This window comes from Paenibacillus sp. UASWS1643 (assembly GCF_008693195.1).
Lineage (GTDB): Bacteria > Bacillota > Bacilli > Paenibacillales > Paenibacillaceae > Paenibacillus > Paenibacillus amylolyticus_B.
The window spans coordinates 1,647,205-1,659,659 of record NZ_VXKZ01000115.1 but is presented as its reverse complement, the minus strand read 5'-3'; the positions used below and the strand labels follow the sequence as shown (position 1 = coordinate 1,659,659).

At 45.3% G+C, this 12,455-nt stretch carries 13 protein-coding genes and 1 pseudogene; 11 read left to right on the top strand and 3 right to left on the bottom strand.

The features are described 5' to 3' along the window. Positions 1-112 precede the first annotated feature (112 nt). Complete coding sequence (locus FE296_RS31370; RefSeq protein WP_150367571.1) at positions 113-1,030, top strand: NAD(P)/FAD-dependent oxidoreductase; 918 nt, start codon at positions 113-115, stop codon at positions 1,028-1,030. A 120-nt stretch (positions 1,031-1,150) separates the two neighbouring features. On the opposite strand, the gene FE296_RS31365 is transcribed toward FE296_RS31370, so the two are convergent. Further along, positions 1,151-1,360, bottom strand: a complete 210-nt coding sequence (locus FE296_RS31365) for a hypothetical protein (RefSeq protein ID WP_091017011.1) — start codon at positions 1,358-1,360, stop codon at positions 1,151-1,153. A gap of 250 nt (positions 1,361-1,610) precedes the next feature. Between FE296_RS31365 and FE296_RS31360 the strand changes: the two genes are divergently transcribed. The 5 genes from FE296_RS31360 (at position 1,611) to FE296_RS31340 (ending at position 4,741) form a co-directional block, all read left to right on the top strand. Beyond that, the gene (locus tag FE296_RS31360; protein ID WP_124114203.1) at positions 1,611-1,964 is read left to right on the top strand and encodes a DUF3243 domain-containing protein; all 354 of its coding nucleotides are present in this window, start codon (positions 1,611-1,613) and stop codon (positions 1,962-1,964) included. A gap of 280 nt (positions 1,965-2,244) precedes the next feature. Continuing rightward, complete coding sequence (locus FE296_RS31355) at positions 2,245-2,811, top strand: hypothetical protein (protein WP_036609022.1); 567 nt, start codon at positions 2,245-2,247, stop codon at positions 2,809-2,811. Between the two features lie 156 nt (positions 2,812-2,967). After that, positions 2,968-3,825: a heme o synthase gene (gene cyoE / locus FE296_RS31350; protein WP_047842615.1), complete on the top strand. Its 858-nt coding sequence runs from the start codon at positions 2,968-2,970 to the stop codon at positions 3,823-3,825. Positions 3,826-4,021: 196 nt separating this feature from the next. Beyond that, the gene (locus FE296_RS31345) at positions 4,022-4,504 is read left to right on the top strand and encodes a tetratricopeptide repeat protein (protein ID WP_150367570.1); all 483 of its coding nucleotides are present in this window, start codon (positions 4,022-4,024) and stop codon (positions 4,502-4,504) included. A 30-nt stretch (positions 4,505-4,534) separates the two neighbouring features. After that, positions 4,535-4,741 (top strand): hypothetical protein, encoded by a 207-nt coding sequence (locus tag FE296_RS31340; RefSeq protein WP_124114205.1) that lies wholly within the window; start codon positions 4,535-4,537, stop codon positions 4,739-4,741. A gap of 40 nt (positions 4,742-4,781) precedes the next feature. Here FE296_RS31340 and FE296_RS31335 read toward each other — a convergent pair whose 3' ends face one another. After that, positions 4,782-5,657, bottom strand: coding sequence for a LysR family transcriptional regulator (locus tag FE296_RS31335; RefSeq protein WP_150367569.1), 876 nt, complete (start codon positions 5,655-5,657; stop codon positions 4,782-4,784). 165 nt (positions 5,658-5,822) lie between these two features. Between FE296_RS31335 and FE296_RS31330 the strand changes: the two genes are divergently transcribed. The 5 genes and pseudogenes from FE296_RS31330 (at position 5,823) to FE296_RS33090 (ending at position 11,618) form a co-directional block, all read left to right on the top strand. Continuing rightward, a complete protein-coding gene (locus FE296_RS31330; RefSeq protein ID WP_124114207.1) occupies positions 5,823-6,770 on the top strand; it encodes a DMT family transporter in 948 nt (315 codons plus the stop codon). 206 nt (positions 6,771-6,976) lie between these two features. Continuing rightward, complete coding sequence (locus tag FE296_RS31325; RefSeq protein WP_263364283.1) at positions 6,977-7,990, top strand: LacI family DNA-binding transcriptional regulator; 1,014 nt, start codon at positions 6,977-6,979, stop codon at positions 7,988-7,990. A 247-nt stretch (positions 7,991-8,237) separates the two neighbouring features. After that, positions 8,238-10,787: a beta-mannosidase gene (locus FE296_RS31320; RefSeq protein ID WP_150367567.1), complete on the top strand. Its 2,550-nt coding sequence runs from the start codon at positions 8,238-8,240 to the stop codon at positions 10,785-10,787. A gap of 212 nt (positions 10,788-10,999) precedes the next feature. After that, positions 11,000-11,152: pseudogene (locus tag FE296_RS31315) on the top strand (peptide-methionine (R)-S-oxide reductase); the annotation flags it as partial. A gap of 319 nt (positions 11,153-11,471) precedes the next feature. Then, a complete protein-coding gene (locus FE296_RS33090; RefSeq protein ID WP_190945680.1) occupies positions 11,472-11,618 on the top strand; it encodes a hypothetical protein in 147 nt (48 codons plus the stop codon). Positions 11,619-11,752: 134 nt separating this feature from the next. On the opposite strand, the gene FE296_RS31310 is transcribed toward FE296_RS33090, so the two are convergent. Next, positions 11,753-12,424, bottom strand: a complete 672-nt coding sequence (locus tag FE296_RS31310) for a hypothetical protein (protein WP_150367566.1) — start codon at positions 12,422-12,424, stop codon at positions 11,753-11,755. Positions 12,425-12,455 lie beyond the last annotated feature (31 nt).

Sequence of the window (12,455 nt, the reverse complement as noted above, 5' to 3'; positions counted from 1 at the left end):
TATAAGATAAGGAATATGAGGAATCGTTTAAGCTTGGCTGAACGGTTTAATGTATAGAAGGACAAACAATTTAATTAAATTAGATAAATGGAAGTTCAGGAGGAGAAGGAGCATGCGAGAGGTTGATTGCATAATTGTAGGTGGAGGGCTCGCAGGGCTTCAGGCAGCCATTCAGCTTGGACGTTATTCAGCTCATCAGGTGTTGGTAATCGACGCGGGAGAAGGCAGATCGACGTTGTGCCGGACTTATCATAATATCCTCGGTTTCCCCGATGGGGTATCCGGTGAAGAGCTTAGAGAACGAGGCAGGATGCAGGCAGAGCGGACCGGTGTATCTTTTGAGAAAGACCGAATTGTTAAAGCAGGTCGTCATGGAGAGAAGATCCAATTGTTCGGTACTTCAGGAACTGAATATAGGAGCAAAACCGTGTTATTGGCAACGGGGCTCACGGATAGAGTTCCAGATATTCCGGGATTAACTCCGACGCTGGGCCGTACAGTCTATGTCTGCCCTGATTGTGATGGTTATGAGATTCAGGATCAACGTACGGTACTATTGGGATCTGGCGAACCAGGTGCCAATATGGCGATGATTTTAATTCAGCGTACGAATGATCTATTATATATCAATCATGAGCAGGCTCCCATATCTGCAGAGCTGCATCGCAGCATGAAAGAGGCGGGAGTTCGTTATCTGGAAGCGGCTGTTCAGGAAGTACAACAGATTGAGGATGGCCATATCACCGGTGTTCTGACCGAAGATGGACAGATATTTGAGTCGGAGCGTGGATTTATCGCATTTGGAGGCAACCGGGTACACTATGAACTGGCGGAGCAGCTTGGAGCTGTAATCGCAGATAATAAACATGTAGAAGCTGATCCACGCAGCTTGCAGGCAGCGACAAATGTGTGGATTGCCGGGGATCTGGGCCTGCACGCAGAACAAGCAACCGTTGCGATGGGTGAAGGTTCCATTGCCGCGATCTGGATTCATAAGGCGTTACAGCAGATGACAAAGGATTCACTTTGAATTCACCTCCAAATATGAGGTTGATTATTTAATTGTCCATTACCAAAAAGTCCTCCCAAGCCATACATGTGGCAGGAGGACTTTTTGAGCTGTCTTTTGCTAGGGAGAAAAGGATTACACTTATTTGTCTGATGAATCCGTTGACTTGGAAGAAGACGTCTTGTCCTTCGAGTCATGGGAGAAGTCTTTGCGAATGTTGTCCACGATATCGCCAACCACGCCTTCAATCATATCGGTTGGTCCGGGATTATTTTTGTCTGGATGGATAACGGTATTCACTCCTGGTTCAAGTTCATCGTTTTTCTTCTCATGTTTGGTTTTATCACGCATGGGATATTCCTCCTGGTTCAATATTGTATAAGGTGTTTATTAACAACATGTCCAAACACCGTTACGTATATGTAAACGATTAACCGCTGTAGTTCTTTTGAAACGCGTACTTGCTCATATATAGAAGATATATACAGAATTGAACGTACTGATTAAACTTCTGCAATACGTTTATATTATAGATAACCAATGAGTATTAAGTTTAAAGCTTAAAACCAATTAACAAACTATTATACAGGAGGTTATTCAAATGAATGAAGAAAATCATGTAATCCATAAAGATGGTCAAGTTTCAACTGACAAGGTGGACAATGCAATCGAGAAGATTGCGCCGGAAGAAAGAGAACAGATTCTACAGAATTTTGATGCGTTCAAAGAATACCTGGGTAAACGAATTGCGATGGGCGAGTCTATCGGATTAAGCGAAGAACAGATGGCTAAAATTGCCCAGAAAGTAGCTGACCATCTGGCTGCGAACGAAGAGCCTCGTAACCGTGAAGAAAAGTTGCTTCAGGAACTGTGGAATGTCGGCAAGGAAGATGAACGTCACATGCTGGCTCATATGCTCGTTCGTTTGGCGCAAGACGCCAACACTAATCATTAAGATTAACATTTAAGCGTAAGGTTCATGAACAGACATTATACTAGACAAGAACCCCCCTGGGTGACGAGACTTCAGGGGTTCTTATCTTTTCCGGAAACTACAGACAGAAGTGATGACGCACTTTGTAACTATTTTTAATCTGGCTGATACTTTTATAATCCCTGTTCCAAGTATGATAGGAAAAGAAAGAACATTGCAATCGATAGTTCACATGAGCGTTTGAGAAGGAAGACTTCCGGTTAAGGAATAGTAACGTTCATATTAAGGAGAGATGTTACCTATGAAGAACGCGACAAAACAATGGAAACTAGGAATGATCGGTGCAGTTGTTGCTTTACTTGGCATGATTGTGCTGACTACATATTTACTTACCCCTGCGAATGCTCAAGGTAGTACGGACGCTCAACAACCTTCTGCGAAAGAAGCTCAGGTTGCAAACTCCGAGATGTTTACAGCCTATGTTGAAGGTATGCATATAGAAGACGGCAAATTGTTTATGACAGTGGACAAGATTGGCTGGTATCAGGGTGAAGAAGCCGATGCGATTTTTGCACAGCGCAATCCGGAAGCAGGTATAGACGGTGCTCCAGATGGTTACTATATTGTCAATGACAGCAAAGAGCAGGAGCAGGTTGAGGTTAGTGCCAATGCTGAAGTATTGATGCAGTTGTATGATCGGGATGGTACGATGCAGGGCGCAGACATTCAGTGGAATGAACCCGTGACATTATCCAAGTTCGAATCGTTGTATGAGAATACCCGTATTCTTGATCTGTCCGTATTCCCGTATCATCTGACGGTGCAGGACGGAAAAGTTACTAAAATTGTACAACAATACATCCCATAAATAAGATGAAATTCATCATTCAAGCATTCCTCCTGTTCATTGGAACGGTGAGGGATGCTTTTTGGTTATGACAAATTCATGAAAGCGATTGTAATTAATGGTAGGTACATGTATCATTATTGGAATGGCGTTTTTACATAGTTCAGGAGGAGCCTCATGCTTAAAGACATGATTGCATTAACTAAGCCCGGACTTCTAAGGTTAAATGTGTTTGCGGTGGCGGTAGGATTCTGGGTAGCTTCAAAATGGGATATCAACTGGTTATCTCTGCTCATGGTCGTGATTGGATCAACCTTGGTTATTGCTTCAGCTTGTGTAATCAACAATTATTGGGATCGTGAATTGGACCAAAAGATGGAGCGCACCAAAAAAAGGATGGATTACATTAACCATCTGAAGCCAGGGTTTGTACTTGGCTATGGCATTATCCTTGGTGTTGTGGGACTAGCAGTACTATATCTCCTGGTGAATCCGTTATCAGGCTGGATGGCACTGCTTGGGTGGTTCGCTTACATCGTGATTTACACGATGTGGTTGAAACGCAGTTCAACGTGGAGCACGTCGCTGGGTGGAATTGCGGGAGCGATGCCTCCTGTCATCGGTTATACGTCTGTAACCAATGAGATTGATGCAGGTGCCTGGTTGCTGTTCGCGCTTTTGTTCTTGTGGCAACCACCACACTTCTGGTCATTGGGTATTCGCCGGGTAGAGGAGTATCGTGCTGCGGGCTTCCCGTTATTGCCAGTGGTTAAAGGGGTGAAACGCACCAAGTTTCAGATGATTCCTTATGTTTTTCTGCTGCTTCCTGCTGTATTTCTGTTGTATTATTACGACTACGTAGGTCTGGTATTTCTGATTGTATCTCTGGTCGGTGGACTGATCTGGTTCGTGCATACACTTAGCGGACTGAAGACACAGGATGATGAGAAGTGGGCAAAAGTGAACTTTCTGATCTCAGTTAATTATCTCATGCTCGTATTTATTGTCATGGTAGCGAATACGGTATGGTCTTAGTTAAGTGATGAACAGATCTTTTTCAGAGAGATTTCAGCATAAGCTAGTTGGCTGCATCGAATGAAAAAGCACACTATGGAATAGCGTTTGGACAACCTTGAGTTGTTACAACATATTCTCCGGTGTGCTTTTTTGGTATAATCAAACAATTAAATAATATATGTGGGAATTATAATGCAAGATGGGAAGTGACAGCATGAGTAATTTGGAACAGGCCGTACAATGGAGACAAGAAGGTAAGGTGCAGGAGGCGATTAAACTACTGCAAGAGATTACAGTCCAGGAACCCGAGAATGCGAATGTCTGGTATCAGCTGGCTTGGGCGCATGATTCGCTTGGGTTAGAGCGAGAAGCTGTTCCGCATTATGAGAAGGCACTGAGTCTTGGACTTTCTGATGAGGACAGAGCAGGTGCAATACTTGGACTGGGCAGTACATATCGAACGCTTGGACAGTATGAGCAGGCAAAGGCTTGGTTTGAAACGGGCATGAAAGAATTCCCGGCGTACCGGGAATTTGAGGTTTTCTATGCCATGGTGCTCTATAATCTGGGTGAACATGCAGAAGCGATGCAAAGACTACTCGTACAGCTCGCGGACACATCAAGTGATAAGAGAATAAACGACTATAACCGAGCAATCCGTTACTACGCAGATCAGCTGGATCGGGTGTGGGAATAGATCGAATACACAGAAAAGGGAGATGGATGAATGAGCTCCAATCAAGATCTGAAACAGGTGAATGAAAGGTTGAATCAAATTGAGAAAAAGCTGGATAGACTGGGAGATAGCCAGCAGGGCAAACGCTCACCTGGCGTGCGCTTCCTAATTGGTTTTGGCATCACGATTGCGGTTATATTTATACTGCTGCTGACTCTTGGTGTTATACAATTTGTGAGTAACGTGAGTAACGGATAGAAAAAGTTGATCATGACGACAGGTAGTGAGTTCTCCAAAGTTACATAGCCGGGCCGAGCCACTGTTGCACCTCTTCAATGAAACGCCGCGTAGCTGGCGATAGATTAACCAAAGACGGGCAGGCCATGCCAATCGTACGATAAGGATCTCCAGTGAGTGGCACGAGCGCGAGCGAATCAGTATGATTTTGAAGTACCATTTCCGGCAGCAAACTGATTCCGAGACCATTCCGGACCATCGCCATGATAGCTTGATCTTCGGCTACTTCATAGACGACATTAAGCTTGGCCGCATGCTGCCGGATCAGTCGTTCAATCTCGTTATCTCCGCCCCACTTGGGCAGAATAAAGGGTTGCTCCAGCAGAATATCAAATGAAACAGACTCCTCTGAGGCGAGAGGATGATCCAGAGGCAGGATGCACATCATCCTGTCTTTTTGTAATGGAATCGTCTCAAAAGGTGATGAATCGCCGAGGGACAGAAATCCGAGATCGATGGCGCCTCCAGCCAGCCAGCCCTCAATCTCAGCATAATCGCCTTCCCACAGCTTGATCTCAATTCCAGGGTGACGCAGGCGAAATTGTTTCAGGATGCCCGGCAACCATTGTGTGGAGACACTTGCGAACGTACCAATACGCACCGTACCAATCTCTGCGCCGCGAATGAGGGAGATTTCCTGGTTCATCAGTTCCGTCCAGCGCAGAACCTCACGTGTGTATCCCAGAATGCGTTCCCCTTCAGCAGTAACCCGCACACCGGAGCGGCCGCGATGGAGCAGGGAGAAACCACATTCTGTCTCAAGACTTGCGATGGCATGGCTGACTGCGGATTGGGTGATGTTTAATGCTTCAGCTGCTTTGGTGAGACTGCCATATTCCACAACGGTATTCAATATTTCGTATTTGATCAGTGACATGAATGGTCCCGTTCCTTCCCATTTTCGATGCATGAGTTTATTTCATATAATCTATTATAAATATTCATTTTTATAATGCAAGGAGATCGTTTATACTTGCCAAGGCGAGTTAGTTCGACGCACGATCACACAGATCAGAATACATAGAATGAAGGTTGAAGCAAGATGAATGGTGTACAGGTTAATCAAGGTCAGGCAACAAGAAGAGCGGACATACAGATGTTGCTCGCAACGGTCATATGGGGATCTTCCTATCTGTTTATGAAATCGGGCCTAGAGTCCATGCAAGAATTGAATCTGGTCGCATTTCGTTTTGGAATTGCCTTTATTGCGGCAGGACTTCTTTTTCATCGGCGGTTGTTTAAGATGGATCGCAGAACACTTGTGGCCGGAGCGATTATGGGGACAGCTTTATTTGCTGCCTTTGTATTTATCACCTATGGTGTGCAACGAACAACAACATCCCAAGCGGGATTCTTGATAAGTTTGGCCGTTATTTTTGTACCGATCCTGACGACCATCCAGCATCGTCGAATGCCGGACAAACGATTGACGCTCAGTATCCTGGTTGCAGTTACCGGGCTTGGCTTGTTGACGCTTCAACATGAGCTTAGTCTGCACACGGGAGATATTCTGTGCATACTAGCAGCACTTGTGTATGCCATCTATATAATGATTGCTGGCAAGTTCACACCGAAACATGATCCACTAACATTGGGAACAGTTCAATTAGGTGTTGCAGCGATGTGGGGAATTGCAGCTACATTCATGCTGGAAACGCCACGTATGCCCGATACGGCTGAATCCTGGGCAGCCATTCTCGGGTTAGGTGTTTTGTGTAGTGGCTTGGGGTATATTCTGCAGACACTCGCGCAGCGTCATGCCTCTCCTACAAGAACAAGTCTGATTTTTTCACTCGAACCACTGTTTGCAGCAGCATTTGCATTTACCTTTCAAGGGGAATCGCTAACGTTGCAAGGGTATGCGGGAGCAGCTTTGATGTTGGTTGGTGTTCTCATCACAGAGATCAAACTTCCACAGTCTATCTTCTGGCGCAGAAAACGCCCGGTTTTACAGTCGGAACTCGGCGATCAGGGAGCACCAGGCGTATAATTGGCGGACAAAGGGTCCTTTCGTCATCTTCTATGGAAGGTGGGAGAGGACCTTTTTTGGCTATGTCGCACACCTTGTGAAACAGATAAACAACTACCTAACAAAAACAGAATAACATAACCTTGTTTTGTTGATTTTTGTTTTTTATGCTACACTGAATGGAAAATTAGGAAAAACGGGTGAGTAGGATGGCCAAAAGAGTAACGATGCAGCAAATTGCGGATGCTGCGGGGGTGTCCAAATTCGCAGTCTCCCGTGCGCTGACGGGCAAGCCTGGTGTGAGTGAGCATACACGCGAGATGATTGTCAGAACGGCGGGGCAGCTTGGGTATTTCAGAACTGAGCCTAAGCGTTATCCGGGGGAGACACAGATATCAACGGAGATGAAGCCAGAAGCAGAGCGACAAGGCACCATATTGATTTTGTTTCCCAACATTCGTTCTCAGAATCGAGCTTCCTTATACTGGGGGCCTGTGTTTGATGGCATTTCTGAGAGGCTGAATGAGAAGGGGATGGATATTTTAACGCTGACAGAGCCCTCTTCAGATCGGATGTTCTCGGTCCTTAATCCCGAAGCAATCAGCGGAGTCATTACCGTGGGAACCATCTCGACATCGGTATTACTGGAGATTTACAGACTGCGTATTCCGCTTGTCATGGTGGATCATGAAGACCCAGCCATATACGCAGACTCGGTTTTTACGGACAATATGAAATGTATGAAAGAACTGGTTCTCATGCTCGTTGGAAAAGGGTATAGAAGGTTCCAGTTTGCCGGGCAACTGCCCGATGCAGCAAGTTTCAGAGAACGCTGGCTTGGATATCGTACGGTGCTGGAAGAGAAACAGTTGGAGGGGGAACAGCTAGAAGGCTTGCTGGGACCAGAGTATGATCATATTCGGAGATCCATTGCTGAAATGGAGCTGGAGGATATCCCTGAAGTTATCGTGTGTGCAAATGACCATACAGCTGTCATTGTCATTCAGGCACTCCAAAGTCGAGGCATTCAGGTGCCCGAACGCTGTGCCGTAACCGGATTTGACAATACGCAGACGGATGAACCCATTCTTGCTTCCGTACATATTAACAAAGAGAATCTGGGAACGAGAGCAGTAGATCAGCTGTTGTGGCGGATCAAACACCTGGATGAACCTTATGAACGCAAGCTGATCTATTCGGAATTAATTATTCGTGATGAATATAACGCCAGTATACAGTAATGGGATATGAACTTGCGGGCTCATTTTAACAATGATCATACGGGTAAATGAAATGAGGTGAAAGACATGGAGAGGTTAGAGCTTCATGTCTTTTTGTTATGTAGAAACTATTTAACAAATTAAATTACAAAACAGATTGACTATAAGAAGCATATCGTGTTAATTTTGTTTTGTAAGTTATTTGTTTTTATACTAACAAAACCTAACAAAATATTGGTTAACAACTCTAACAACAATGGAGGCTGTCATGAGCACAATACAATCACAGGTTTTTCAGAATTGGACGTTCAAGGCTTGCGAAGATCAAGAATGGATGCCGGCTCAGGTGCCCGGCTGTGTGCATACAGATTTGCTGAAGCTGGGCAAGATTCCAGATCCTTTTTATGGAACAAACGAGAAGGAAGTACAGTGGATTGATAAGATAGATTGGGAATATCAGACGGAATTTGACGTTGCCGATGCGTTGTTCTCGCAGGAACATCTGGAACTGGTGTTTGACGGTCTGGATACATATGCGGATGTGTATGTGAATGATGTGCATGTGTTATCAGCAGATAATATGTTCCGAGTATGGAAGGCAGATGTAAAGGCTGTATTGAAGGGAAACGGTAACATTCTCCGAATACGATTTCGGTCACCGATTCAAGAAGATCTGCCTAAGCTGGAGAAGCTCGGATATGCATTACCGGCATCCAATGATCAGTCCGATGTTGGCGGACTTGGCGACAAGAGAGTAAGTATTTTTGCACGTAAAGCCCCGTATCACTATGGTTGGGACTGGGGTCCGCGTTTTGTAACCAGTGGGATCTGGCGTGAAGCACGTCTTGAAGGTTGGACACAGGTACGAATCAATGATGTGTATATCCAGCAAAACGAAGTAAGCGCTACCTCAGCTTCATTAACTGCTGTTGTGGAAGTCGAGACATCACAAGCGGTAGATACGATTATTCGTATCGGCGCAGATGGACAGAGATGGGAAAGATCCGTATCGCTACAACCCGGAACTCAGACTGTGGAGATTCCAATCTCCATTGATGAACCGAAACTGTGGTGGAGCCGTGGGCTTGGTGATCCGCATATGTACACCTTCCTTACCGAGGTGCTTCAAGGTGAGCGAGCTGTGGCTGAATCTACAGTGAAGACTGGGCTTCGTTCCATTCGCTTGGTACGTGAGAAAGATGAAGCAGGAGCATCCTTTTATTTTGAATTAAATGGTGTTGCGGTCTTTGCCAAAGGGGCCAACCACATTCCAAATGATAGCTTCATCACTGAAATTACTCATGAACGTTATCGTCATGAGATCGTATCCGCAGCCGAATCCAATATGAATATGTTGCGTGTGTGGGGTGGTGGAATCTATGAACAGGATGTGTTCTACGAACTGTGTGATGAATACGGAATTCTGGTATGGCAAGACTTCATGTTTGCATGTAGCATGTATCCAGGAGATGAAGCGTTCCTGAACAGTGTGAGACATGAGGCGATTGATAATGTGAAACGTCTGCGCAACCATCCAAGTATTGCACTCTGGTGTGGGAACAACGAGATTGATTCGGCTTGGGCTCACTATGTTGAGAATGGTGGATGGGGTTGGAAAAAAGAATTTACTGCCGACCAGCGTGAGAGCATCTGGGCCGATTACGAAGCCATCTTCCATGATCTGCTGCCAGAAGTGGTTGAAGCGTATGCTCCAGGTGTGGATTACTGGCCTTCCTCACCACTGGTATCCCTGACAGGGGATGAGACGCAGCATGCGCACCCATCCACAGCTGAAGGGGATATTCACTACTGGGGCGTTTGGCACAATGTAGAACCATTCGAGAACTACAACGTGCATGTGGGTCGTTTCATGAGTGAATACGGATTCCAGTCTTTCCCGGAGTACAAGTCAGTACGCACTTACGCGGAAGAAGAAGATCTGGCTCTGGAATCGGAAGTCATGCTGGCTCATCAAAAGAATGGGGCAGGTAATCGTCTGATCAAACAGTACATGGATATGTACATGCATGAATCGAAGGACTTCCCATCGTTCCTGTACATGAGCCAGGTGCTTCAAGCGGAAGCGATGAAGACAGCCATTGAAGCGCACCGTCGCCGCAAACCATTCTGCATGGGCACACTTTACTGGCAAATGAATGACTGCTGGCCGGTGGCTTCATGGGCAGGTATGGACTACCTTGGTCGCTGGAAAGCATTGCAATATTATGCGAAACGCAGCTTCAGCGATGTGTTGGTATCGGTAGATGGAACAAAAGAAGATACAACAGATATATATATCATCTCGGATCAATTACAACCTGTAAAAGGGCAGTTACAGATTCGTTTGCTCGGGTTCGATGGAACGGTGCATCGTGATGAAACACATGACGTGACCTTGGCACCTAATACAGGTGATCGAGTGTTGTCATTACGTAACGCGGAATGGCTTGAAGGTCATGATACAGCTAACACGCTGCTGCGCCTGGATCTGAAACAGGAAGGTGCGGCGAATATCGTACAGGAACACTATTTTGTACCGTCCAAAGACCTTGCTCTGCAGCCTGCAAACATCAATGTAAGCGGAGGAGCGGATGAGAACGGCGTTCATCTGGTACTGGAAAGTGATGTGCTTGCTAAACAGGTATGGCTATCTTCGGATGTGGAGGGTGTCTTCTCGGATAACTTCTTCGACTTGATTCCTGGCATTCCGGTGAAGGTGCAGTTCACTTCCAGAGAGGGTTTGCAGTCTCATGATGTGATATCAAATCCGGGACCGATCGAGGTTCGATCCATGATTGATTTTATTCGTTTGACCTAGAAGAAACGGTTGGAGTCTCTCGTAAGAGAGATTTCAACCGTTTTTTTATTGAAACCTGACTCCATTTGTATATCGTAATGTTTCGTAATACTTCGCTTAGAGAATCGTAAGCTGTCTTGCTTATTGTAATCCATGTAAGTAATAAACGAATGGAGAGTGATAAGAATGATGAAAACGAATAAGAGCAAAAAAGTGATGATAGCAGCGGTATTGATGATGACATCCACCTCGGTCATGTGTTCGATGATGGTCCCAAAGATCGCGGCGGCAAACGTTACTGTATTACCAGTGCATCGATTCGGTTTATTCCGTTAGACAAGATGGAGGAAGAAAGATACGGGTATTTACTGTCATTTATCGAGTAGAGAAGGGCAGTAGCAGATGAAAGTGCAGTTCAATTCCAGAAAAGGCTTGCAATATGCCGATGTGGGTTCCAATACAGGACGCATTCAGGTTTGTTCCATGGCTGACTTTATCAAAAGAATAAGGCCATAATTTTAGAACGGTTGAGATCTCTCTATGAGGGGTTCGACCGTTTTTTATTTTGCGGCATCTAACAAAAACGGAGGTCGGCTTCAAAGATGGTTCCATCATTGTTATAATTGATAATTATCAATTATAGATGGGTTTTTAGTCACAATGCCAAGGTATTGTGTGTTTGATCGCTTAGGAGAGGGAGTTTATATGGGGGGTTCATTACCTGCTATCAAAAATGGAAATGTGTACATATGGACGGAAGAACAATCCTGGTTCCGTGACCCTATCGGCTTGTTGAAACAGACACAGGATCTGGCTGAATGGATTATTGGACTTAATACACCGCCTAAGTAAGGAACTTCAGAAAAACCGTGCTTCCCAGTTTGCTGAGCAGCACGGTTTTCATATTTCTATGTAGGACTGAACAGTAGAAGGAGATTAGCTGCCTGTAGGGAGATGAAGTAGCAGTGTGATTACCGTATAAGAGTTTATTCGCTCTTTTGTTCGGTTTGAATTTCTTGCAGATCCTCCAGTTGCAGTGTGAGGTCATTCTCGGGGTTTGCACTCACAATGACTTCTGACTGTGATTGTTGCTGACCTGGCTGATTCGACTTGGCGGCAGGTTTGATCACGTAGAGACTTTGAACGGAGTTGAGCAGGCTGGCAGGGGTGTCATCATACGTTTCCAGGAAGAGTACATAGTCTTTGGTAGGAATCAGCTTGAGGTTGTCATCATTAATAATCTCGTTGTTGCCAAGTTGTCCGCCAAGTTGCTTCACTTCAAGTTTTTCCCCGGCAGTGTAACCGCCCTTATAGGATTCAGCGACCTGAATCGTGTGGATCGTATAGATTTTCTCAAAAGAAGATGGCTCTCCGCCCGGATTGGACGCGGGGTTTAACTCGTTTTCATTGGCAGCATCAGTAACTTGTACGATATCGTTTAAAGCTTCCACACGAGTCTCGACAACACTGCCTTTCACAATTGTATTTGCTCTCTCGGACAGGTCGCCAATGCTGGCATAACTCGGGTAATCTTCAGAAGCAATAATGGTCATGGGTGCATCGGATGGGGACGCAGTAGGTGTAACAGAAGAACATCCAACAGCAGATAAAATGAAAATGGAAGAGAGAAGCAGCGTTAATACTCGATTTTTGTTCATGGATAGGAATCCTCCTTGGATTTTTGGGATA

Excerpts from the sequence above, each read along its gene's own strand:
- FE296_RS31370 (WP_150367571.1), top strand. The coding sequence starts at position 113 with ATGCGAGAGGTTGATTGCATAATTGTAGGTGGAGGGCTCGCAGGGCTT.
- FE296_RS31365 (WP_091017011.1), bottom strand. The coding sequence starts at position 1,360 with ATGCGTGATAAAACCAAACATGAGAAGAAAAACGATGAACTTGAACCA.
- FE296_RS31360 (WP_124114203.1), top strand. The coding sequence starts at position 1,611 with ATGAATGAAGAAAATCATGTAATCCATAAAGATGGTCAAGTTTCAACT.
- FE296_RS31355 (WP_036609022.1), top strand. The coding sequence starts at position 2,245 with ATGAAGAACGCGACAAAACAATGGAAACTAGGAATGATCGGTGCAGTT.
- cyoE (WP_047842615.1), top strand. The coding sequence starts at position 2,968 with ATGCTTAAAGACATGATTGCATTAACTAAGCCCGGACTTCTAAGGTTA.
- FE296_RS31345 (WP_150367570.1), top strand. The coding sequence starts at position 4,022 with ATGAGTAATTTGGAACAGGCCGTACAATGGAGACAAGAAGGTAAGGTG.
- FE296_RS31340 (WP_124114205.1), top strand. The coding sequence starts at position 4,535 with ATGAGCTCCAATCAAGATCTGAAACAGGTGAATGAAAGGTTGAATCAA.
- FE296_RS31335 (WP_150367569.1), bottom strand. The coding sequence starts at position 5,657 with ATGTCACTGATCAAATACGAAATATTGAATACCGTTGTGGAATATGGC.
- FE296_RS31330 (WP_124114207.1), top strand. The coding sequence starts at position 5,823 with ATGAATGGTGTACAGGTTAATCAAGGTCAGGCAACAAGAAGAGCGGAC.
- FE296_RS31325 (WP_263364283.1), top strand. The coding sequence starts at position 6,977 with ATGCAGCAAATTGCGGATGCTGCGGGGGTGTCCAAATTCGCAGTCTCC.
- FE296_RS31320 (WP_150367567.1), top strand. The coding sequence starts at position 8,238 with ATGAGCACAATACAATCACAGGTTTTTCAGAATTGGACGTTCAAGGCT.
- FE296_RS33090 (WP_190945680.1), top strand. The coding sequence starts at position 11,472 with ATGGGGGGTTCATTACCTGCTATCAAAAATGGAAATGTGTACATATGG.
- FE296_RS31310 (WP_150367566.1), bottom strand. The coding sequence starts at position 12,424 with ATGAACAAAAATCGAGTATTAACGCTGCTTCTCTCTTCCATTTTCATT.